The organism is Thermostichus sp. OS-CIW-29 (genome assembly GCF_054058195.1).
The window spans coordinates 67,521-89,971 of the sequence record NZ_JBSSAB010000002.1; the positions used below are offsets into that span (position 1 = coordinate 67,521).

23 protein-coding genes are annotated in these 22,451 nt (G+C 56.9%); 13 read left to right on the forward strand and 10 right to left on the reverse strand.

Annotated features, from left to right (window positions below; genetic code table 11):
• Window positions 1–46 precede the first annotated feature (46 nt).
• The 3 genes from ACVWZJ_RS01220 to ACVWZJ_RS01230 all read right to left on the reverse strand — a co-directional run bounded on the left by ACVWZJ_RS01220 (window position 47) and on the right by ACVWZJ_RS01230 (window position 2,317).
• Entirely contained in the window at window positions 47–331 is a 285-nt protein-coding gene (locus tag ACVWZJ_RS01220) for an RNA recognition motif domain-containing protein (protein WP_011432793.1), read from the reverse strand.
• A 196-nt stretch (window positions 332–527) separates the two neighbouring features.
• Window positions 528–1,310 carry a 16S rRNA (guanine(527)-N(7))-methyltransferase RsmG gene (gene rsmG, locus ACVWZJ_RS01225; RefSeq protein WP_457394063.1) on the reverse strand — a complete coding sequence of 261 codons (783 nt, stop codon included), beginning with the start codon at window positions 1,308–1,310 and terminating at the stop codon, window positions 528–530.
• Window positions 1,307–2,317: a hypothetical protein gene (locus tag ACVWZJ_RS01230; protein WP_457394066.1), complete on the reverse strand. Its 1,011-nt coding sequence runs from the start codon at window positions 2,315–2,317 to the stop codon at window positions 1,307–1,309. Before ACVWZJ_RS01230 ends, rsmG begins: the two co-directional genes overlap by 4 nt.
• A 420-nt stretch (window positions 2,318–2,737) precedes the next feature.
• On the opposite strand from ACVWZJ_RS01230, the gene guaA reads away from it, so the two are divergent.
• Window positions 2,738–4,288, forward strand: coding sequence for a glutamine-hydrolyzing GMP synthase (gene guaA, locus ACVWZJ_RS01235; protein ID WP_457394215.1), 1,551 nt, complete (start codon window positions 2,738–2,740; stop codon window positions 4,286–4,288).
• 45 nt (window positions 4,289–4,333) lie between these two features.
• Here guaA and ACVWZJ_RS01240 read toward each other — a convergent pair whose 3' ends face one another.
• The 5 genes from ACVWZJ_RS01240 to ACVWZJ_RS01260 form a co-directional block, all read right to left on the reverse strand.
• Window positions 4,334–4,555 (reverse strand): hypothetical protein, encoded by a 222-nt coding sequence (locus ACVWZJ_RS01240; RefSeq protein WP_011432797.1) that lies wholly within the window; start codon window positions 4,553–4,555, stop codon window positions 4,334–4,336.
• A 2-nt stretch (window positions 4,556–4,557) separates the two neighbouring features.
• The gene (locus ACVWZJ_RS01245) at window positions 4,558–4,884 is read right to left on the reverse strand and encodes a hypothetical protein (RefSeq protein WP_414329244.1); all 327 of its coding nucleotides are present in this window, start codon (window positions 4,882–4,884) and stop codon (window positions 4,558–4,560) included.
• A 91-nt stretch (window positions 4,885–4,975) separates the two neighbouring features.
• Window positions 4,976–6,013 (reverse strand): CobW family GTP-binding protein, encoded by a 1,038-nt coding sequence (locus ACVWZJ_RS01250; RefSeq protein ID WP_457394070.1) that lies wholly within the window; start codon window positions 6,011–6,013, stop codon window positions 4,976–4,978.
• 398 nt (window positions 6,014–6,411) lie between these two features.
• Complete coding sequence (locus ACVWZJ_RS01255) at window positions 6,412–7,359, reverse strand: DUF4335 domain-containing protein (protein WP_457394075.1); 948 nt, start codon at window positions 7,357–7,359, stop codon at window positions 6,412–6,414.
• A gap of 61 nt (window positions 7,360–7,420) precedes the next feature.
• Window positions 7,421–8,065: a DUF3038 domain-containing protein gene (locus tag ACVWZJ_RS01260; RefSeq protein ID WP_011432801.1), complete on the reverse strand. Its 645-nt coding sequence runs from the start codon at window positions 8,063–8,065 to the stop codon at window positions 7,421–7,423.
• Between the two features lie 502 nt (window positions 8,066–8,567).
• On the opposite strand from ACVWZJ_RS01260, the gene ACVWZJ_RS01265 reads away from it, so the two are divergent.
• The 9 genes from ACVWZJ_RS01265 (at window position 8,568) to ACVWZJ_RS01305 (ending at window position 14,744) form a co-directional block, all read left to right on the forward strand.
• Complete coding sequence (locus ACVWZJ_RS01265) at window positions 8,568–8,984, forward strand: FHA domain-containing protein (protein WP_238376925.1); 417 nt, start codon at window positions 8,568–8,570, stop codon at window positions 8,982–8,984.
• Between the two features lie 30 nt (window positions 8,985–9,014).
• Entirely contained in the window at window positions 9,015–9,758 is a 744-nt protein-coding gene (locus ACVWZJ_RS01270) for a class I SAM-dependent methyltransferase (protein ID WP_011432803.1), read from the forward strand.
• Window positions 9,759–9,775: 17 nt separating this feature from the next.
• A complete protein-coding gene (locus ACVWZJ_RS01275; RefSeq protein WP_457384371.1) occupies window positions 9,776–10,558 on the forward strand; it encodes an ABC transporter permease in 783 nt (260 codons plus the stop codon).
• Window positions 10,559–10,899: 341 nt separating this feature from the next.
• On the forward strand, window positions 10,900–11,613 hold the full coding sequence (locus tag ACVWZJ_RS01280) for a DUF4394 domain-containing protein (RefSeq protein ID WP_457394078.1): 714 nt from the start codon (window positions 10,900–10,902) through the stop codon (window positions 11,611–11,613).
• 287 nt (window positions 11,614–11,900) lie between these two features.
• On the forward strand, window positions 11,901–12,482 hold the full coding sequence (locus ACVWZJ_RS01285) for a sigma-70 family RNA polymerase sigma factor (RefSeq protein ID WP_414418040.1): 582 nt from the start codon (window positions 11,901–11,903) through the stop codon (window positions 12,480–12,482).
• Entirely contained in the window at window positions 12,479–13,234 is a 756-nt protein-coding gene (locus ACVWZJ_RS01290; RefSeq protein ID WP_414421818.1) for an anti-sigma factor domain-containing protein, read from the forward strand. The genes ACVWZJ_RS01285 and ACVWZJ_RS01290 overlap by 4 nt, the downstream gene beginning before the upstream one ends.
• A gap of 150 nt (window positions 13,235–13,384) precedes the next feature.
• The gene (locus ACVWZJ_RS01295; RefSeq protein WP_011432808.1) at window positions 13,385–13,606 is read left to right on the forward strand and encodes a DUF2839 domain-containing protein; all 222 of its coding nucleotides are present in this window, start codon (window positions 13,385–13,387) and stop codon (window positions 13,604–13,606) included.
• Window positions 13,607–13,646: 40 nt separating this feature from the next.
• Window positions 13,647–14,474 carry a carbon-nitrogen hydrolase family protein gene (locus ACVWZJ_RS01300; RefSeq protein WP_011432809.1) on the forward strand — a complete coding sequence of 276 codons (828 nt, stop codon included), beginning with the start codon at window positions 13,647–13,649 and terminating at the stop codon, window positions 14,472–14,474.
• Between the two features lie 9 nt (window positions 14,475–14,483).
• A complete protein-coding gene (locus ACVWZJ_RS01305; RefSeq protein WP_011432810.1) occupies window positions 14,484–14,744 on the forward strand; it encodes a glutaredoxin family protein in 261 nt (86 codons plus the stop codon).
• A gap of 37 nt (window positions 14,745–14,781) precedes the next feature.
• Here ACVWZJ_RS01305 and ACVWZJ_RS01310 read toward each other — a convergent pair whose 3' ends face one another.
• The gene (locus ACVWZJ_RS01310) at window positions 14,782–18,279 is read right to left on the reverse strand and encodes a DNA polymerase III subunit alpha (protein WP_457394084.1); all 3,498 of its coding nucleotides are present in this window, start codon (window positions 18,277–18,279) and stop codon (window positions 14,782–14,784) included.
• 117 nt (window positions 18,280–18,396) lie between these two features.
• On the opposite strand from ACVWZJ_RS01310, the gene selD reads away from it, so the two are divergent.
• From selD to ACVWZJ_RS01325, 3 genes are all read left to right on the forward strand, one after another.
• Window positions 18,397–19,464: a selenide, water dikinase SelD gene (gene selD, locus ACVWZJ_RS01315; RefSeq protein ID WP_457394087.1), complete on the forward strand. Its 1,068-nt coding sequence runs from the start codon at window positions 18,397–18,399 to the stop codon at window positions 19,462–19,464.
• Between the two features lie 143 nt (window positions 19,465–19,607).
• Window positions 19,608–20,105: a hypothetical protein gene (locus ACVWZJ_RS01320; RefSeq protein ID WP_457392207.1), complete on the forward strand. Its 498-nt coding sequence runs from the start codon at window positions 19,608–19,610 to the stop codon at window positions 20,103–20,105.
• A gap of 156 nt (window positions 20,106–20,261) precedes the next feature.
• On the forward strand, window positions 20,262–21,398 hold the full coding sequence (locus ACVWZJ_RS01325; protein WP_457394090.1) for an ABC transporter permease: 1,137 nt from the start codon (window positions 20,262–20,264) through the stop codon (window positions 21,396–21,398).
• Between the two features lie 47 nt (window positions 21,399–21,445).
• Here ACVWZJ_RS01325 and ACVWZJ_RS01330 read toward each other — a convergent pair whose 3' ends face one another.
• Window positions 21,446–22,387 (reverse strand): hypothetical protein, encoded by a 942-nt coding sequence (locus ACVWZJ_RS01330; protein ID WP_457394093.1) that lies wholly within the window; start codon window positions 22,385–22,387, stop codon window positions 21,446–21,448.
• Window positions 22,388–22,451 lie beyond the last annotated feature (64 nt).

Consider the following 22,451-nt stretch of genomic DNA (forward strand, 5'->3'; position numbering starts at 1 on the left):
ATCCCTGGCTCAAACCTCATCTGAGGAAGGGTAGATGCATGTTAACTCAAAAGCGGGAAGAGCGGCCATCCCGACCGCCTGCGCTGGTCTGCCGAGGCAACGCCTTGTTGACCCTCAGATCCCGGCCCATCCAAGTAGCACCGTCCAGCTCGTCGATGGCCTTTTGCTCATCGGCTTCGTTTTCCAGTTCCACAAAGGCAAAACCTCGCTTACGGCCAGTCTCCCGATCCACCGGCAGCTTAATTTGCTTAACGGTGCCGTATTCGGCGAACACAAGCCGCAGGTCTTCTTCGCTGGCCTTGAAGGACAAATTACCTACAAAAATGGTCATGGTGTAGCAAACTCCGAACCTTACCCTTTAGCGTTCAGTTCGGAGGCTCACCTGGTTAAACCATTCGCTCAATCCGAACCTCATGCCAACCACATCTTAGTCTTCCCAATGGCATTTGCAAAGCCATCCTTCCAGCTTTTTGTCCGAGAATTGGGAGAAGCTTTTGTAGCAAGATGGAAACTCAGGATCCTAACCTTCATGGGCGATTGCTTTGGCCCAACGGTTGGCGTTTGGGAGTGCCGGGAGAGCGGGGATAAGGAGGCGGCGTGGGGGCTACTTTCTCCAGCAGTAGGCAGTGGCGCACCCCACGGCTGCGGGGTGTGGTGAAGGCTTCTACATGGATCAGTTTTCCGCCCAGGAGCTCAAGGGCCTGCTCCAAAGTTTGGGCTTCTGCCTCGGTCCAATGGCCGCGATAGAGGATGGCGCGTCCCCCCACCTTGAGCAGTGGCAGACAATACTCGGCGCAGATCTCCGCCGAGGCCAGGGCCCTGGCCAGAGCAATATCATAGCTGCCCCGTTCCTGCGGGTCTTGCCCCCAAATTTCGGCCCGCTGAGCCACTGCCCGCGCTTGGGTGAGGGAGAGCCTTTGCAAGGTGTCCTGTACAAAGGCAATCTTGCGTTGGGTGCTGTCCAGCAGGGTAAAGCGGGTTTGGGGCAGGGCAATTTGGGCCGGGATCCCTGGAAACCCTGCCCCGGTGCCGATGTCGATCCCCCGCCAGGGTTGAGCTTGGATTGCCTCCCAGGATCCCAGCAGGCGTAGGCCCCGCAGCGAATCCCACAGGTGTTTCTCCCAAAAGTCGATGGGATCGGTGATGCGGGTCAGGTTCTGGGTTCGGTTTCCGGCCATCACCAGCGGATAGAGCTGTTGCAGTTGTTGCTGCTGCTGTTCAGAAGGCTGCCAACCCAGATCCGCCAGCCAGCTTTCCCACAGGGCCTTGAGCTCTGGAGGCTCAGAGGAAGAAGCGTCAGCCTTCTTCATCCCAGGGATCCCAGTTTCAATCCAGCGGGGATGGCTCTGTCGGCCCAGCCTTTCAGCTCTTGGGTCAAGCCCTGCAAAGAACGGTCGGTGCCCAGCAGCTCTTGGTTTAAGCAAACCAACTCCTGCAAATCCAGCTCCTGACAGCTGGCCCAATCTTCCGCCAGCAAGTTGATCGGCTGAGGCTGAGCCTGAAGCAACTGATGAGAGGCCAACTCCAGCTCTACATTCAAAAGCACCTGCTCCAACCGCTCTACCCGCTCCTGCATTTGCGCCAGCAGGGCTGCCAACTGCTGACAGCAATGGTGAACCCGCTGAGCATAGACCTTGAGCGGCAGGGTCAGCGGCAGCAACGACTCAGACAACAGTTGAATCAGGTGCTGGGCCTCCAGTTCTTCCAGTTGCAGGTCTTGCCAAATGGCGTGGTAAAGATGAAGCGAGCGACGACAGGCTTCCAGGCGCTGGTAGCAAGGCTGTAATACAGAACCGCGCAGCTCCTGCAGGTAGTCGGCCCACAGTTGCCCAGCCTCCACCACCCACCCCGTTTGCAGAAAACTCCACCCCTGAGCCAGCAGCCAACTGACGAACAGGCCCGCCAACAATTGGGGCTTTTGCCGTGCCAGGAAAGGCAGAAGATGCTCTCCCCAAACGGCTAACCCCAGCCAGAGTAGGGCAGCCAAAGCCAAGTGGGGCAAGCTGATCATCTGGGCCAAAAGCTGCGCAGAACCTGCAGATCCCTGGGGAAGTCGGCGCTGCCCCAGCATCCAGAGGAGCCCCGCGCCCAAGCTGTACAGCCCTCCCCCCAACAGCGGGATCAACACCAGCCACAGGGGTTGTCCCCTCCACAGGTGCGATAGTGACCCATCTTCGCCCAGCGCATCCCAACTGAGCAAGTACAAAGCCAGCAGAGCCAAAACCACGACCCAGCCCTGCTGTCGCTTGAGACGGCGGGCTAGAAGACGACGGCGGCGGCGCAGATAGGTTTGAAAGGACTCGGCAACAATCGACATAAAAAAATGGCACTGCGGATCCCTACCAATACCCCCACCGGCCTGGAGCGCTCCTTCACGATCATAAGTCTTAACTTTGCTAGGTCATCTGGCTTCTGTATTGCGTTGTTGGCGGGAGTCATGCCCAGCCGGTGGCCAGCTTTTTCAGGGGCTCATCAGGCGGTTTTTCGGCGAGACTCCTCCGAGAAGCGCTGTTTTCTCGGCAAGCCTGACAGAGGCTTTTTAGAGCAGGCAGCCGCGTGCAAGCTCTCCACCCCTGTTACCATGGAAGAGCCCTTAATGTTTCTTTCGTATCCATCGTATCCATAGCCAAGCTAGTCTCTTGGACCGGCTTTTTTATTGTGCACTGTGCCAGGTTTTGTGATCCCTTCTGCATCTCCTCCCAGTTCCGGCCTTTCCCCCCTCGAAGTGCAGCGCCAGATGATCGTCATTCTCGATTTTGGATCCCAGTACTCTGAGCTGATTGCCCGCCGCATTCGCGAAACCCACGTCTATTCGGAAATCCTTTCCTATCGCACCACTGCTGAGCAACTGCGGCAACTGCAACCGCAGGGCATTATCCTCTCCGGGGGCCCCAACTCGGTGTATGAGCCAGGCGCTCCGGTGTGTGACCCCGAGATTTGGAACCTAGGGATCCCGGTTCTGGGGGTGTGCTATGGCATGCAACTCATGGTGCAGCAGTTGGGGGGCAAGGTGGAGGCAGCCCAGAAGGGGGAATATGGCCGTGCCGCTCTGCACATTTTGGATCCCACCGACCTGCTCACCAACCTGCCGGAAAACAGCATCATGTGGATGAGCCACGGGGATTCGGTTACCGAACTGCCGCCGGGCTTTCACACCTTGGCCTCTACCGACAACACCCCCTGTGCCGCCATTGCCGATCCAAGGCGTCGTCTCTACGGGGTGCAATTTCATCCGGAGGTGGCCCACTCAGAGGCTGGCGCCTTTCTCATCCGCAACTTTGTTTATCACATCTGCGGTTGCGAGCCCACCTGGACAACGGCAGCTTTTCTAGAGGAAGCCATTCGAGAGGTACGTGCCCGTGTGGGCAATAAGAAGGTGCTGTTGGCCCTCTCGGGGGGGGTAGACAGCTCTACTTTGGCTTTTCTGCTGCACAAGGCCATCGGCGACCAGCTCACCTGCGTGTTCATCGACCAAGGGTTTATGCGCAAGGACGAGCCCCAGCGGCTGCTGCGCCTTTTCCAAGAGCAATTTCACATTCCCGTCCACTACGTGGATGGCCAGGAGCGGTTTCTCCGGCAGTTGCAGGGGGTTACCGATCCCGAAGAAAAACGCAAACGAATTGGGGCAGAGTTTATTCGCGTGTTTGAGGAAGAATCCCAGCGGCTGGGTCCTTTTGAGTACTTAGCCCAAGGCACTCTCTACCCAGACGTGATCGAGTCTGCCAATACCCATGTGGATCCGGTTACCGGAGAACGCATTGCCGTCAAGATCAAAAGCCATCACAATGTCGGCGGCCTGCCCGAAAATCTGCGCTTTAAGCTGGTAGAGCCTTTGCGCAAGCTCTTCAAAGACGAGGTGCGGCAACTGGCCCGCTCTTTGGGTCTGCCGGAAGAAATTGTTGGCCGCCATCCTTTTCCGGGGCCGGGGCTGGCCATCCGCATTGTAGGCGAGGTTACCAAAGAACGGCTGGAAACCCTGCGAGAAGCGGACATGATCGTGCGGCAGGAGATCAACCGCTCCGGCTACTATCCCAAACTTTGGCAAGCCTTTGCCGTGCTGCTGCCAGAGGTGCGGTCGGTGGGGGTGATGGGGGATAAGCGCACCTATGCCTGCCCGGTGGTGGTGCGGCTGGTTACCAGCGAAGACGGTATGACCGCCGATTGGGCGCGAGTTCCCTACGATCTCTTGGCCACCATTTCCAACCGCATTGTCAATGAGGTGCCCGGCATCAACCGCGTGGTTTACGACATCACCTCCAAGCCCCCTGGCACCATCGAGTGGGAGTAGGCGGGATCCCTTGCGTCTGGCCTCGATTCCCGGCTGGATCGATGGCTACCTATGGCCAGCTTCCGGCAGGGAATAGGAAGGGCTTGAGCTGAAGGGCTGAGCGGCTTGGACTTCCATTCGGGCCAAAGTCGTAGCGGCATCCGCCAGTTGCAGAGCAAGGTTGGCACGGCTAATCGGATCCCGGGCATTCCAGAGATCCTGTCCCAAACAAAACACCCGATAGCGAAAGGCTTTGATCGAGCGCGATGGGATGACCTTGACAGTCATGGCTACAACCTCTTCTCCACAGAGACGTGAATAGTCAGCAGAACCCGCTCGGGCTCAAGGTAAACAAATGTTACCAAAACAACCTCGTCCTCAGAGGTAATACTGACCGGGCAGGTGGCTTTCGGGGGTTCCACCCGTTCATGCCGTACCCCCACAGTGTATTCTCCAATTGGCAGGTCATCAAATCCAGCGTCCGCATAGATCAACTCAATGGTTTCTTCTGCAATCAACTGCCCCTCTCGCTCCAGGAAACTGAGAAAAGGGATCCCATCGATGGAGGTGAGCGCGTTGTTGGCCTGGTTGCGGATCATCACGAAGATGTCGGACATGGAGGGTGCGCCATCACCTCAGGGGTTTATGATCGAGGGTGCTGGAATGTAGCCCGACTTTCTTTAGCCTGGACTGCCGCCAAGTCCTGATTCAGCGACCAAACCCTTGACCCCACGTGGCCGGGCGGGCAAGACAGGCTTGGAGTTTTTTCCGCAGCTGGGCTGTATCGAGGCGCTGACCGATGAGCACCAACTGGTTTTTGGGCTGGCGAGGCCACTCATCGCTGCTGAGGGTATAGCGCCGACCGCTGAGGTGAAAGATATGTCGCTCTGGGCTTTCCTCGAACCACAACACCCCTTTGGCACGAAAGACTGCATCGGGCAACTCGTTGAGAAAATTTTGGAAAGCATCCAAAGAGAAGGGCTGATCGCTCTCAAAGGCTAGGGAGTTAAAGCCGTCAGCCTCGATGTGGCTGTGATGGGAGTGGTGGTGGTCATGATCGTGCTCATGGTCATGGTGGTCGTGACTGTCGTGATCATGGGCTTCTTCTTGGGGCAAGGAACTGGCCTGAAACAAATCGGTATCCAAGATTAGCTCCAGGGGAACTGCGCTGTTGACGGTGCGCAAAATGCGGGCATCTTCTTTGATCTCGCGGATGCGTTTTTCCAGACGCTCGATCTCGGCTTCCTCGACCAAATCGATTTTGTTGAGGAGAATCACATCCCCATAGGCAATTTGGCTGTAGGCCACGTTGCTGTTGAACAGATCGGGGGCAAAGTTGGTGGCATCTACCAGGGTGATGATTGAGTCCAGCCGCGTCAGATCTCGCAATTCTGGCCCCAAAAAGGTGAGGGCCACCGGCAAGGGATCCGCCAATCCCGTAGTCTCCACCACCAAGTAGTCGATGTGGTCAGAGCGTTCCATCAGCCGCAAAACACTCTCGGCGATGTCGTCCCGGATGGTGCAGCAAATGCAGCCGTTGTTCAGCTCCACCAAGTCTTCTTCGCTGGAGACGATCAGCTCCGCATCGATGCTGATCTCGCCGAACTCGTTGACCAGCACCGCTGTGCGCATCCCTTTCCGGTTGTTGAGGATGTGGTTGAGAAGGGTGGTTTTCCCACTGCCCAAAAAGCCTGTGATGATGGTGACAGGTAAGCCGCGCTGGGGCACTTCGATGGTTGCAGTCATGGAATGGCAGCGATCCGATATAGAGGGAACTCTTCCACTTTATCCTCTTGTCCTCATTGCCCTAGCTGTCTGAAGCCGATTAAACCCTTCAGATGCGATCAGTAGAGCCTTTGCGCCTCGGCATTGGCGGCAGCCTTGGCTGTCTGAACTGGATGGTCTCTCTCTTTCCGGCTTAATCCTCCAGGGTCAGATCGCTTCCTCTAATCCCCCGGCCCTGAAAGTAGGGTTATTTCGATTCAAACTGGGACAATGCACCCAACACCTAAAACGTTGAACGCAGGGGGCCAGAGAGCTGTTCTCAGTGGCCCACGGGTCTCACCCTAACCTGAAGTGACTATCGATAACATCCCTAGGTAGACTATAGTGCTGACCCACCCCAGCTTGGCCTGTCAAGATGCCTACCTGTCCTGAGTCACTTCCACCTGGTTGCCCGGCTCTAGGCTGACGCGGAACTGTTGGGCGCCTGTTGGCAAGGGATCCGGTGTCAGATCGGGCAGGTTGGCAAAGGGGGTTTCGGCTCGGCGCTCTCGGGCAAGCTCATTCTCCGGCTCGGCGGCCAGGGGGGATCCCGTCCTATCCACCGTTACCCGGTAGACCAAGCTCTCTGGCCAATCGGGGGGAGACTGCCACTGCTCTGCCAAAATGTCTCGCAGACGGGAAAGGGGATCCGCACCTGCTGCCTCTCTTCCCGCTGTGGGGTCAGATTCTTGGAGGGATGTGGCCAAAGGCTGCGATTGACCCGTCAAGGCAGGGATGGTGAGCTGCTCTTGCGGGGAAGGGGAAGCTGTGGGATCCCTAGGGGGGCGACTGGCCCAGATCCCAACACCGGCCACAACTGCGATCCCTCCCACCAGCAGGGCCGCGATCCCAGTGGGCTGTCGATACCAAGCCCGCGTCACCGGAGTTCCCAGATTGGCCAGTTGGGGAATATCGTCGGCCACCCGGGAGAGGTTCTCCAGCAGGTCGTACAACTGCGTCATCGACAAATCCACCTGCGCGATGCGATCTTCCCCTTGGCGCACCGTGAGACGATGAAAAATAAAATCAAGCGGACGGATGGCCACGGTACCGCTGAAGGTTCCCTTGGGTTCCCCACTCAAGTGGGATCCCACGTAGCGGTCGATTACGGTGATCAAATCGTTGAGCCAAACGTTATCGCCGTGTAAAGTTTTGACCGTTTCCCCCTGGCGGATCTCCAACTGACACTCGAAGCTGCGCTGGATGGCTTGCAGCGGCGGCGTTGCAGAGGAGTCTGAAGAATTGGAATCGGCAGGGGCTTCTCCCCGTACAGTCAGCGTAGAAGTGGGCTGTTGATAGGTGTGGCTAACCAGGGTAAGGTTGGGCATGGCAACTGCGGGCGAACAACACGGGTAGAGGGCTACAGAGGCGATAATTGACAAAACTGCCTCAAGAAGAGGGTGAGGCATCGGGGCCGGAGCTGTGGGCTACCCCCTCTTCTTCCAGATCGCTGCCGGCAGGCAAATCCATCTCAGGACGGCTGAGCAAGGCTTTCCACAGGCGCTGAGCGCCTTTCGGGCTACTGTAGAACATCAGCTCAATCAAGATGCGCAGGGCCAGCTCGGTGAGGCTATTCTCATCGCGCACGTCCCCATCCACCATGCGGCTGCGGTAGTGAGAGAGGAATTCATCCAAGTAATCTCCCACCAGCGGCTGACGGAAGGGGCTGAGCTCTTGATCGACAGCGGCTTCCAGTTGCTCCAAGGTGCTGCGGATACGGGCTTGTTGCTGAGCAGCCAGATAGGCAATCACCATCACCAGGGCGCGGGCCTCTTCGATATCCACCTTTTTGCGCCCACCGCTGCTGCGGCGCAAGGGGTTAGCATTGCGCAGTCGCCAGAGGGTCACCCGATCGCCAATCTGCTCTTCCAAGTTGAGGGCTTTGGCTGCGGCCAGAACCGCTTCGGAACTTTCTCCGCTCAGGGACTCCAGCCCCAGCAGTAGCAAGTCCAACTGGGCTTTGATGGTACCGGTGGCTGTGTTCAGGCCAACGGGCCGACTGTCTAACTGAATGTGCTTGTGTTCCACCGTCACGCTGTCAATGGGAGCTTTGGGTTTCGACGAAACTCTATGATCTCCTGTCCAAGCCAAACCTGCAACCTACCTCCCTGCGCTCTAGTCTAAAAGACTTTGGGCATGCTAGACTGCTCGCCAGCCTGCCGAGAGTTGAGCTCTCAGGGTTCTTCCCCAAAACGGGGTAACTCTGGATGCATCTTAGACCAATAAGAATGGGTTTTCTGGGCCGGTTTCTGTTTCGGCAACACCCCTACTCCTAGCTGAGCTTGGGCTTTTGGACTCAGGGGGATGGCTACTTATAATGGGGAAAGCAGCTGCTGCTTTGGCCTTTAAGAGCTAAGTGACTACCCACCTTCATTGAGTTTCCCTTTTGTTGACACCAGCGACTCTAGGTGCAGCTTGATTCATCATGGCCTCTTCTGCTCGCTGCAGTACTCAGCCTGTCCCTGTTCACTGGGTCTTGATCTTCAGGGATCGATTGGGGCAGAGGGGGGTTGTTCTGGATAGTATCTATTACTCAGTGGGACGGTCTAAAGACAATCATATTCGCCTTTACGATCCCTGCGTCTCTCGGAAACACGCTTCCCTCATCCGCATTCCAGGTTCAGGGCCAACTGCACAGGGATCCCTGCAGTACAGCTACATGGTATTCGATGGCAGTCCGGGATCCAGGCCCAGCACCAATGGCCTATTCGTCAACGGAAAACGGGTTTTGTCCCATCGCCTTCAGCTCCTAGATAAGATAAGGTTTGGGCCGAACGTAACAGCAATTGTGGAGACAACGGATCGACTCAGCCCGGAAACCCTAGCCAAGTTATTGCAGCCTCTGGATGCTGCTAGCTCTACATCCCCATCCACCTTTGATTTTAATAAAGACACGGAGCCGAACCCGGAAAACCTGGCTCAGCCAGAGGAAGAGGATTTCACTGTTGCCTAAGCCAACCCAACCAGTCTTCTGAATCCTCCTGTGCCCCCCATCCCACCTGCTCTGAGCGGCTACTGGCAAAATGCCTTTGACCTAGAAGCCCATCTGGGATCCTTCCTGGGCCTTGGGGCTGCCGATCTGCGGGAGAAACTGCGGGCAGGGCAGCAGCAATTGGCGGAGTTGGGCCGGCGAGACTTTGGCTGGGATCGGGCAGATGCGTTTTATCGGGATCAGGTGAGATCCGCCTATCTGCTGGATTTGGCGGCTTGGCACCTGAGCAGCACCGACTACATCGGCGATACCTTACGCCTGGTGGCGGATCATGCCCGCGGGTTGGTGTTGGATTTTGGCGGCGGCATCGGCACCCATGCTATCGGGGCGGCCCTCTGCGCAGCGGTGGATCAGGTGATCTTCTGGGATATCAACCCCATCCATCGGCAGTTTGTGCAATGGCGGGCGGAAAAGCTGGGCTTAACCGAGCGCATCCACTGTCCAGAAAACTTCCCAGAAGAGATCTTTTTTGACACCGTCATCTGCTTCGATGTGGTGGAACATCTGGCGGATCCGGCAGCGCAGTTGCGGCAGTTTTACGACTGGCTCAAGCCGTCAGGTAAGCTTTTGATCAACTGGTACTTTTTCAAGGGGTTTAACGGCGAGTTTCCTTTTCACCTGGACGACCCGCAAAAGGTAGAGCAATTCTTTCAGGTGCTGCAAAGCTGTTTTTTGGAGGTGTTTCACCCCTATTTCATTACCGCCCGCTGTTACCGCAAGTGGGATAAAAGCTGAGATTGGAGAAAACCAAGGTGCTGCGCTATTTGCGGATATTGTGGCTGTTTTGGAGCACCTCAATCGCGGCAGAAATGGAGTACCGTGCCAATTTTTTCTTTGCCAGCCTCAGCAGTCTGGGTGGCTTGGGATCCGCTCTGTTTGGGCTGTCGTTGTTTTACCAGCAGGGGCACCGGCTGGGCGGTTGGAGTTGGCCGGAAGCCCTCATCGTGTTGGGGGTGTTCACCATTCTGCAGGGGGTGTCGGCCAGTCTCTTTAACGTCAACCTCAATCGCATTGTGCAGCAGGTGCAGGAAGGCACCTTGGATTTTGTTTTGCTAAAGCCAATAAGCAGCCAGTTTTGGCTGTCGGCCAGGGTGTTTTCCCCCTGGGGCCTGGTGGATATCGGCTTTGGCCTGTTGCTGATTCTCTACGCCGGGATCCAGCTCCATTTGCCTGCTTGGGCCTATGCTCTGGGGCTGCTGCCTCTGCTGCTGGGGCTGATCATCCTCTACAGCCTCTGGTTTATGTTGGGAGCCACCAGCATTTGGTTTGTCAAAATCTACAACGTCACCGAGGTGCTGCGGGGCCTAGTAGAGGCAGGACGATTTCCGATAGTGGCTTATCCGGTGGCCTACCGCGTGTTTTTTACCTTCATCGTGCCGGTGGCTTTCTTGACCACCATCCCGGCGGAGACCCTGCTGGGGCGAGCCCAATGGCCGTGGCTGCTGGGATCCGCTCTGCTGGCGGCAGGGCTGTTGTGGGGATCCCATCTCTTCTGGCGCTTTGCCCTGCGCTTCTACACCAGCGCTTCCAGTTAAAGTCTGGGCCAAAAAGCTTGGATCCCAGGCATCCGAGTTTCCAGGAGTTGAGTAATTTCTACAGACGCGCCCCACGCGCTGCCATCGCAGAGAACAACTGCCTTCAGTACAAGGCAGAGGGAATCGCAGAGTTCTCTGGGTTGAGGGCAAAAAAGTTTTCACTGCAGCGCTTTGCAGCCACAGGCTCTGTGGTTTAGGGGGGCTTGTCTGTCAGTGGTTTTGATGGTTTGTCGATCTTTTGAGGAGCCTGTTCAATGCACAAACACACAAGCTTTGTAGCAGCCTCTGTGATAGCCGGCAGTTTTGCTCTCTTGGGCTGCGGCAGCAGCACTTCGTCTTCGATGATGCCTTCCCAAGCGGATTTGGTGGCTTTGAGCAGCGGCAATCGCCTCACCTTTATCCGCTCTGCCGATGCCTTTGTGCAGGGATCCCTGACGGTAACAGGAGTGAACGGCAACCTCATTGGTATCGATGTGCGCCCTGCCAACCGGCTGCTTTACGGGCTGACCGACACCAGCATCCTTTACACCATCAACTTGCAGACCGGTGTCGCTACCGTGGCCAGCACTCTGTCGGTTCCCTTCACCGCGGGCACGCTTTCTGGCATGGATTTCAACCCTGTTCCGGATCGGCTGCGCTTGGTGGGAGCCAATGGCCAGAACTTCCGCATCAATGTGGATACGGGCGAAGTGATCCAAGATAGACCTTTGGCCTTTGGCCCAATGGAACTACAGGGATCCCAGCCGGCCATCACCGCCGCCGCCTACACCAACAATGTGGCGGGTGCCCAATCCACGCGGCTGCTGAACATCGACGGGCAACGGAACCTGCTGGTGTTGCAGAATCCCCCCAACGATGGGGTTCAGGTGCCCATTGGCCCTCTGGGGGTGAACTTCGGCCCTATGGGTGGGTTTGACATCCGTACTGCTGATGGAGTGGATACCGGCTTTGCCATCGGCGGCTCCACCTTGTATCGAATTGACCTCAACACCGGTCGGGCCACATCCCTGGGCACCCTGCCGGGTGGGCCGTTCTTTGGCTTGGCTGCCCTCTAGGAAGGCCGATTCCTATTTGCCTATCTAAATCAAGATTCATCAGCGTTAATCAACATTTTGAATTCATGGGTTTGGATCAACTTTTTGAAATCATTGCCGCAGTTGATCCCTTGCGTGGCCCGATCCCAGCTCAGGATTGGGCCTTCTATTTCCCCACAAGTCAGGGTTGACCTCCGCCTATGCAGACGATAAATTATGAGAGCCGCTGCCCTGCTTGGATTACTCTGGGCGATGCTTGTGCCTCTGCAGTTTCTTTCTCTTTTCCATCCCGTTTCCTCTTCCCGCTCATGAAGATCGAGGGTGACAAAGCTGAGGGATCCCTGCAGGAAAAAACCGATGCAGAGGTGTTTGCAGCCCTAAAAGCAGGCCGGTCACAAGCTCTGGCCATTCTCTACGACCGACATGCCGGCTTGGTGTACGGAATTGCCTGCAAAATGCTGGGCAACACTGCCGAAGCCGAAGATCTCACCCAGGATATTTTTTTGAACTTGGCTCGTTCCTCCTTTGATCCCAGGCGGGGATCCCTGCGCACCTACCTGAGCATCTTGGCTCGCTCTCGCTGTTTGGATCGGCTGCGCTCTTGGCGGAATCGACAGCGCTCCCTGGAACAGGGCAGAGTGGAATTGCAGGGTAGTCCTGCTGCGGATCCCACCTTGGAGCAGTTGGCCCAAGCGGAACGGGTGGCCGAGGTGCAAACGGCTTTGGCCGAGTTGTCCGAAAGTCAACGGCAAGTCTTAAAGATGGCCTATTACGAAGGCATGAGCCAAACGGAAATTGCCAAGCAACTGGATCTGCCTTTGGGAACGGTCAAAGCCAGAGCTCGGCGGGCTCTGCTGCGGCTGCGCGAGTTGTTGGGAGGCCCCTCATGAAAGCCGAATCTGTGTCTCCCGAAGAACTGCAACTGTGGCTGGCAGGCTATGTGCTGGGGGATCTCTCCCCGGAAGAGGCCGAGCGGCTGGAAGCCTTGCTCAAGCTGCGCCCGGAGCTGCACCGAGAACTGCAAGCGTTGCAACGGGCGTTGGAGACAGCCTACGGCGTGGAGGAAAAGCAACCTCCCCCCGCCCTGCGGGCTTCTCTGTTGCAGGCACATGCGGAGCAGGCAGCCCAACCGATGCGCACCCCCGCCTGGATTGCCAAGGGATCCCGTCTCTGGCAACGGGGCTTGGGGGCGGTGGCCGCAGGCTTGATCGTCGCTTTGGGGCTGGGGAACCTCTACCTGTGGCGCAGGCTGCAGCTAGCCCAGACTCAAGGGATCCCTGGCGAGGTGTTGACCTATGAATTGCAGCCGACTGCGGAGAACCTGGCCGGCTCGGTCAAGCTTGAGGTGGATCCCCAGCGCCTGCAAGGGCGATTGGTGGCCCAAGGGTTGCCGCCTTTGCCGGAAGGCCGGGTCTATGCCCTGTGGGTGGTGCTGGAACCGGAGGCGCCCTTTACCACCGATAGGGCGGGGGCCGTTCTCGTGGCAGCTTTTCCGGTGGATGAAACAGGAAATCGCCAACAGGAGCTGCGCCTACCGCCGGTGTTTGAATCTACAGAATGGGTGCGGGCTGTGGCCATTACCGAAGAGGATGGCAATCGTCCCCAAGAGCACCAGGGATCCCCCTTGTGGATTTCCGGCTAGGGAAAGCATCGGCAGGCCCATGGATTGGCGTGGCCTGATGGCGTAAATAGGCGATTATTATGCAGATTGATATCCACCCAGTCTTGTGACCCAGACAGAAAACCTTAAGATAAAAGTCGCCACCCCAGCGAAGAACTTGGAGGCCACCCCATGGGCGAAGCGAAGCGCCGTAAAACCCGCATCAGCCAAGATCCCGACCAAGAGCTGGTGTTTCCCAACCTCAAAGACATTCCCCTCACCAAAGGGCAAGCTCGCGCCATCTACAATTGGACAACCCGTGGTGCTTGGGCAGGCATTATTCTGCTGGCGATTGTTTGGGTTGTGATCCGATTTGTGGGGCCTGCCTTGGGCTGGTGGCATCTGGTCGGCTAGCCGGCCGGATCCCCTTTAGCATCCTTTGGAGTTTCCGTCTATGCGCTCTTATCTGGCAGCCGCCATTCAAATGACCAGCATTCCCGATCTGGCCAGCAACTTGCAGCAGGCGGAAGAGTGGATCGACTTTGCAGTGCGCCAGGGATGCGAGCTGGTGACGCTACCAGAAAACTTTGCCTTCATGGGGCCGGAAGCCGAGAAAGCCCGCCTTGCTCCTGAGATTGCGGAGCGGGCGGAGGAGTTTTTGGCCAAGATGGCCCAGCGTTACCAAGTATTTATTTTGGGAGGAGGGTATCCTGTGCCGGACGGGCAGGGCAAAGTTTACAATACCGCTGCCCTCTACAGCCCTGACGGCAAAGAGCTGGCCCGCTATCGCAAAATCCACCTGTTCGATGTCAATCTGCCCGACGGCAATACCTACCGCGAGTCGAACACGGTGGTCAGCGGAGATGAGGTGGTCACCTGCGAGCAAGAGCAACTGGGGAACCTCGGTTTGTCGGTCTGCTACGACGTACGCTTTCCAGAGCTGTACCGATCCCTGGTGGATCGCGGAGCCCAGATTTTGCTCATCCCTGCCGCCTTCACGGCCTACACGGGTCGGGATCACTGGCAGGTTTTGCTGCAATGCCGGGCCATTGAGAACACCTGTTACGTGATAGCCCCCGCCCAGGTGGGCACCCACTACGAGCGGCGACAGTGTCACGGCCATGCCATGATCGTGGACCCCTGGGGGACTATCTTGGCGGATGCGGGTGGCGAAAAACCGGGGGTGGCCATTGCTGAAATTAACCCAGAGCGTTTCCAGTTGGTCAGGCGGCAGATGCCTTCCCTACAACACCGTCGGCTGGCCTGCACCGTCACCCGCTAGGGATCCGCTGTGCCTTGGCCCCCCCTGATTCTCTACAGCAAACCCGGCTGCCACCTCTGCGAGAGCTTGGTGGAGAAGTTGCGGCAGATCCCCGAAATCCGTGATCTGGAAGTCCGCGACATCACCTCCAACCCGAGTTGGTGGGAGCAATACCAACTGGAAGTTCCCGTGCTCACCCTGGCAGGGGATCCCGAGCGACCTTTGCCACGTCCTTCCCCTCGGCTGACGGTGAGCCAGTTGCGGGCTTGGCTTGAGAAACAGCTCCGTTGAATTTCTCCTGCTGCTGCCGGAGCTTTCTCTGCCATGCCTATGGAGAGAGCAGCGATTCGCTGCGGGCGGTGTAGCCGGCTTGACGCAGGGCTTCAACGGCGGCTTGGGCATTGTTAACCCAAAATTGGGATCCCATTCTCACCCAAAGGGTATGGGGATGGGCGGTGATGGCAGCCACCACGGGAATGCGATTTTCTTCTTTGGTTTCCGAGCGTTGGCGGGCGATCAAGGTTTGTAAACGATATCGATCCTCCAGTGTCCCAGCAGAGTCGAGAGGGATCTCCACCGTTACCCAACTAACAGATTCAATCGGTTGTAAATCTTCCACAATCAGTTGCACCTGTTCATCCCGCTGATCCACTTTGGCCCAGACCCACAGCCGTTGATCCACCTCCAGGCAACCGCGCAAACGTTCATAGGTTTTGGGGAAGATCACTGCTTCACAACTGCCGGTGAGATCTTCCAGTTGCAAAATGGCCATGCGATCCCCTTTCTTGGTTGTGACATTTTTAATGGCAGTCACCAGGGCGAGAACGCCCACAGAGGCATCGGCTGCGCAGCCGCCCAAGTCAGCTAGGTTTACAGGGGCCAGCAGCCGCGCTTGCTCCTGAATGCGCCGCAGCGGATGATCCGAGACATAAAACCCCAGCAGCTCCCGTTCTAGCCTCAACTTTTCCTGAGGTGGAAAATCTTCAGTAGCCGGCCCACGCGGAGCCTCCACAAATCCATTGCCGGCGCTGCTATTGCTCCCCAGTAGATCGAACAAGCTGGCTTGGCCGATGGCTTTGGACTTGGCTCGCTGCGCTGCCCAACTGAGGATGGGATCCAAATCGGCAATTAGTTGTTTACGATTTCCAGAAATACAATCAAAAGCGCCCGCACAAATCAGGGCCTCCAGGGCACGACGGTTAACAATGCGCAGATCCACCCGCTGGCAAAAATCCGCCAGAGAGGTGAAGGGGCCATCAGCTTGACGGGCAGCCAAAATGTTTTGAATGGCCCCCTCCCCTACATTCTTCACTGCCCCCAGACCAAACAAAATGCTGGATCCCTGGGGAGTAAAGTCCATTCCAGAACGGTTGATATCCGGCGGCTGAATTTGGATCCCAATTGACAAGCAATAGGTAATGTAGCGCTGTACCTTGTCCTGATCTCCCCCCACAGAAGAGAGCAAGGCTGCCATATATTCCGTTGGGTAATTGGCCTTGAGGTAAGCTGTTTGAAAAGTAATCAACCCATAGGCAGTAGAATGCGATTTATTGAAGCAATACTCGGCAAAAGCAACCATTTGATCAAACAATTCTGTGGCAACTTCTTGGCTTACACCTCGCTTGGCTGCCCCCTGCACAAATTGCTCGCGGTGTTTCTCCATCTCGGAGACTTTCTTTTTCCCCATCGCTCGCCGCAGCAGATCGGCTTGGCCTAAGGTGTATCCGGCCATGTCTTGGGCAATGCGCATGATCTGTTCCTGGTAGAGGATGGCTCCGTAGGTATCCTGAAGAATGGGCTTGAGGAGTTCGTGGGCATAGGTTACCGGTTTGCGACCGTGCTTGCGATCGATAAAGTCGGGGATCATTCCCGTATCCAATGGGCCTGGCCGGTACAAGGCCAATACTGAAGAAATATCTTCCAGGTTGGAAGGTTTGAGCTCCCGCACCACCTGCTTCATGCCAGAAGATTCCAGTTGGAAGATCCCTTCCAGCTCTCCCTTTTCCAAAAGCTGGTAGGTTTTCTTGTCGTCTAGGGGTAGGTTATCCAGATCTATATTGACGCCATTGTGTTCTCGGATCAGTTCCACTGCCCGCTGAATCATCGTCAGGTTGCGCAGACCCAAAAAGTCCATCTTCAGCAAGCCCAAAGACTCGATATCTTCCATCGAGTACTGGGTGATAATTTGGCCTTCATTGTTGTACTGCAGAGGCACGATCTCATCTAAGGGATCCTTAGCAATCACCACACCGGCAGCGTGAACCCCGAAGGTTTTGTTGGTGCCCTCCAACAAACGTGCCAGCTCGATCCAGCGGTGGGTGGTTGGGTCTTTCTCGTATTTTTCTTTGAACTCTGGAGCGGGAGTATCCTCGCCAATCATCTCTTCCAATTTTGCGGGCTTGCCTCGGGATACCGGGATCAATTTCGCCATTTTGTCGGCTTCTGAGTAGGGAATGTCTAAGACTCGACCGACATCTTTGAGAATGGCTTTAGAGGTCATGCGGTTAAAGGTGATGATCTGGGCGACTCGCTCTTGGCCGTATTTGCGGGTCACATAGTCGATCAGCTCTCCCCGCCGCTCGATGCAAAAATCCGTATCGATATCCGGCATCGATTGACGTTCTGGATTGAGAAATCGCTCAAACAGTAGGCCGTATTTAACCGGGTCAATGTTGGTAATTTGTAGGGCATAGGCCACCAGGGATCCTGCTGCCGAGCCTCGCCCCGGCCCCACCGGGATCCCCTGCTCGCGGGCATAGCGAACGTAGTCCCAGACCACCAGGAAATAGCTGGAGAAGCCCTTTTGTTGGATGATGTTCAGCTCAAAGCGCAGGCGCTCCTGGTAGTTTTGGGGGATCTGATCCGGCTGAGCAACACCGCAGCGCTTCGCCAGCCCCTGCCAGGCCAATTCTGTGAGATAGCTATCGGCAGAATGGCCCGGTGGAACCGGGTAGTCGGGCATGTGCATTTCCCCAAATAGGTCATAGCCCTCGATCTTTTCCAGCACCTTCAGGGTGTTGGCGATGGCCTCGTCAATCACCTCCTGTTCCAAATGGTCACGGCAGAGACGGCGCATCTCTTCTGGGCTTTTCAGGTATTCGGTTCCGGTGTAGCGAAGGCGATTTTTTTCAGTAAGGGATTTGCCTGTTTGAATGCAGAGCAGAGCATCGTGGGCCTCTACATCCCAGCAGGAAATAAAATGGCTATCGTTTGTGAGGATGATCGGGATCCCCAATTCGCGGGCGATGCGCACCAACTGCACATTGACAAAGCGATCTTCTTGATAACCGTGATCCTGAATCTCGATGTAATAATCATCCCCAAACTGCTCTTGGTACCAAGCGGCAACTTCACGGGCAATTTCTGGCCGCCGCTGCAAAATAGCTTGAGGCACTTCTCCTGCCAAGCAGCCGCTGGTGACGATCAGCCCTTCTTTGTATTGCACCAAATACTCTTTGTTGATGCAGGGGCGAGAGAAAATCCCTTTCCCTTGAATGCCATGTAGATGGGAAATGGTGGTTAGCTTCACTAAGTTTTTGTAGCCCTGGGTATTTTTGGCCAGAACCACTTGGTGATACTTGGGGTACTTGCGGCTTTTGTCGCGGATATCGCCGTTGATTACATACATTTCATTGCCGATGATTGGAGTAATCCCTTTGCTTTTACACAGTTTCACCAGCTCTAACGCCCCATACATGACACCGTGATCCGTCAGGGCCAGCCCCGGCAAACCCATAGCGACCACCTGCTCGACCAAACGCGGCAATTGGCTGGCACCATCCAAGAGGCTGTATTCGCTGTGGAGATGCAAAGGAACAAAAGACATGGCAACGCTATGGATAGTGGGATCCCTTTAACCTTAACTCAGCGTGTCCATTTCTCGACTGCCTGCAGATGCCGCTACAGTAAAGTCAGCTGATGTTTTTTCCCTTTTCTTGAATCTATGGATGCTCCCATTCGCCTCACCCAGTACTCCCACGGCGGTGGCTGCGGCTGTAAAATTGCCCCGGCCCTGCTGCAACAAATTCTCAGGGATGTGCCCCTGCTATCCCCAAATCCGGCTTTGTTGGTGGGAGCTGAAACCAGCGATGATGCGGCTGTCTATCAACTAAACGACCACCAAGCCCTAATTTTGACCACGGACTTCTTCATGCCGATTGTGGATGAGCCGGTGGATTTTGGTCGGATCGCGGCGACCAATGCCCTTTCCGATGTCTACGCGATGGGGGGCACTCCCATTCTGGCTTTGGCGGTTTTGGGCATGCCGGTCAATACCCTGCCGATGCAGGCCATCCAAGGGATCATGGCCGGAGGGATCCAGGTTTGCCAAGAAGCCGGGATCCCTTTGGCAGGGGGGCACTCCATCGATTCGCCGGAGCCCATCTTCGGCTTGGTGGCAGCAGGTTTGGCCCATCCACACCACATTCGCCGCAATGCCACGGCCCAAGCCGGGGACGATCTGATCCTGACCAAACCGCTGGGGATCGGGGTGATGACCACCGCTCTGAAAAAGGGTCAGCTCAGTGCGGCAGGCTACGCGGAAGTTTTGCAGGTGATGACCCAGCTGAATCGCATCGGCTCGCAACTGGCCCAGCGACCGCAAGTTCACGCCATGACGGATGTAACAGGGTTTGGCCTGGTGGGACACTTGCTGGAAGTCTGTCGCGGCTCGGGGGTGGGGGCCAGTTTGGATCTGGCTTCCATTCCGTTTTTGGCAGAAGCGCTCTCGCTGGCAGAGGCGGGGATCTTTCCAGGGGCGGCTCGTCGCAATTGGCAGGGCTATGAGGGGGTACAGGCAGAATCCCTGCCCGAGTGGCAGCAACTGCTGCTGGCAGATCCCCAAACCAGCGGGGGCTTGCTGGTGGCGGTGGATCCCGGCTACACCTCAGACCTCTTGCAAGAGCTGCACAGTGCCGGCTACCCCTACGCCCGTCGCATCGGCCGATGCCAAGCTGGAGACACCAGAATCCATGTTACCGGCAAGATCAGCCTCAGCCCAGCGGCAGCCTGAAGAAGACCCTCTGGCAATACTCACCATGCAAAGTCTCATGCAAAGTCTCGATAGAGGGCTCAGTATGAAGATTGCGTCAAGCAGCTCTGAGAAAGTTAAAGATACCATGTAAGGCAAGGGAAGGTTAGGATATCCTGAGATCTATGAGCGAGCTTCCCCCCAGCCGTAGTCTGGTTCAGCGAGTTGAGCCTGGCCAGCTGATTCGAACCCTCAGCAGTGGGCAATTGCTGATGGTGGATCCCCAGCGGCACAACGCCCTGATCATCTGCAAGACGTTTCATGCTGAGTTTGCCGGGCCGGGTGCTGCTGTTGGGGGGCCCTTGGATGTGGAGTCCGGCGGCGTTGTCCCCATTGGGGATGTGGTTTTGCTGCATCCGCAAGACTACCAAGAGCGGCAAAGTGCCTATGCCAAGCGGCTGCACTGGATGCGTTGGCTGCAGCAAATCACCGACAATCCTTTGCCGGCCCAGCGGGCGCGGGTTTTGCTCTTTAGCTTAGAGGAATTTTTCTCTGCGGATTTGGTTAGCCAATTGCCCGATGACATTTTGGCACGGCTGGTGGGGGTGCTGCCCCAGACGATTGCTGCGGTGCGGATGGAGATGACGGCCCTCTACAGCCCCAGCTATTCCTTGGCAGGCTGAGCTTGTCTTGGACTGGGGAAGGGACTCGTCCTGCCAGCATGAATCGGTGACACCTTGCAGCCCTCTCTGCAACTGGAACAAGACACGATCAGCTACACTGAAAGCCAATTTGCGTTGGCAGTTGGTTCAACTGGACTCGACCGGAATCTTTGCCTCATGCAGTGGTGGAAACGGCTTCGCCAAAACCGATGGGCCCAAGCAGGAGCCTACATTCTTCTTGTTTTCTACGCCTGCGCCATTTTTGCCGAGTTCGTTGCCCCCTACAGCCCACTGGAATCTCAACCGGGGGGATCCCTTCTGCCGCCCACCGCCATTCACTTTTGGGATGAATCGGGCGCTTGGATTGGGCCCCACGTTTATCCAACCCGCCAGGGGCCAGTGGATCTGGAAACGGGAGAACGCCCGCTCTTGGTGGATACCAGCCGTCCAGCCGGGATCCGCTTGTTTGTGGCCGGTACTCCCTACCGTTGGTTGGGGTTGATCCCCTCCAATCGGCATCTGTTCGGCACCGTCCCGCTGCGGCCTGTTGCAGAAGCAGGACAAGTGGGATCCCCAATCGGCGAAGAGCCCTCTGTGGCACGGCTACACCTGCTGGGCACCGATGATCAAGGTCGGGACTATTTCAGTCGCTTGGTCTATGGCGGGCGCGTCAGCCTGTTTATCGGCTTGGTGGGCATTGGCATCTCTTTCCCCATTGGCCTGCTGGTGGGGGCCATATCCGGCTACTTTGGGGGCTGGGTGGATACGCTCCTGATGCGCTTGGCAGAGGTGTTGATGTCGATTCCGACGCTGTATCTGCTGGTGTCGCTGGCAGCGGTGTTGCAGGTGAATCCGCTGACCGGGGTGCCTTTCAGCAATGCCGAGCGCTTCTTGGTGATTGTGGTGATCCTCTCTTTTGTCGGTTGGGCGGGCCTAGCCAGGGTGATTCGTGGGCAGGTGCTGTCCTTGCGAGAGCGGGACTTTGTGCAGGCAGCGCGGGTAGCCGGGGCTGGATCCCTGTATCTGCTGGTGCGGCATATTTTGCCCCAGACAGCCACTTATGTGGTGATCTCGGCAACCTTGGCGGTGCCCGGCTACATTGCGGCAGAGTCGGTGCTGAGCCTCATCGGGTTGGGGATCCAACAGCCGGATGCCTCTTGGGGCAACATGCTCTCGCTGGCCACCAACGCTTCGGTGATCATCCTACAGCCCTGGCTGGTGCTGGCCCCCACTTTGATGGTGGTGCTGACCTCTCTATCCTTTAACCTGCTGGGGGATGGTTTGCGGGACGCCCTCGATCCTCGGGAAGGGTGAGCTGCTTCCCCATTGCGCCGAGTGAGGGGAATGGAGTGGCCTGCAAATCACCGCTTTCCGTCGGGATAGAGCCGGTTTAGACCCTTGCGAGCCTTAGCATGGACATCCAGGGTGGCATCCATTTTCAGGATCTGCCGGTAAACTTGCTCGGCACGAGCCACTTCCCCTTCCTGTTCCAACTTTTGTCCTAGCTTGAGCAAGTTTTGGGCTGAGAGATCTACCCAAGGATTCTGTTCGGCTGTTGGCTCCTGCAGTTGCCGCAGCTCTTCTAGGCGCTCTTGCACCATCGGTCGCAGCAGCCAAGAGTCATCCAGATCCAAAACCTCTCGGTAGTAGCGCTGGGCCTCTTTAAAGTTCTTTTGCTCGTCGTAGGCTTCCGCCAGTTGTAGCGCCAGTTCCGCTGTGGGCTGATCCTTAAACTGGCGATGCAGTTGGTTCAGTCGCCGCACAAAGGGGGATCCCTGCTGCGGGTTTTTCAAATCCGGGGCGTGCTGAACCGGCAGATAGTCGTCCCTCTCCGCCGATGGTTGAGGGGAAGGGGCAGGCTCTGCAGCTTGAGGTCGAAGGGGCGCTTGGCGGCTGATGCTTTTGGGATCGATGGGGGTGGGCTTGTAAACCCAAATTGGCTGATCCGGAGGAGATGCGGGTGGGGTTGGGCGTGGGATCGGCTGCGGCAAGGGAATGGTCTTGCGATCCGGCGGTTCAGGAGATGGCTGCTTCAGCTCCTCAAGGGTGCTGGGAGGTTTGGGGGCCTGAAATTGAATCGCTTTGGGAGTCTCCCTGCGCTCTTGGGCCAATTCTCGGTACAGAGCGGCCAATTGCAGGTAACCCGCCTCCTCGTAGGCGGTGGCCAGCCAACGGGCATTCTCTGGGCTGGGATCCGCACGATAAGCTCGCCGGAGCAACTGCAAAGCAGTGCCGTAGTTGCGCTCTCGAATGGCTGCCCGTCCCAAACTCGCTGAGCTGACCCCGATGGTATCGCTGGCCATAGTCCCCCATCTGTCTTGGCGCCGACAATAGAGCTAAGAGTCAAGGCTGAGCTGCTGATAATTC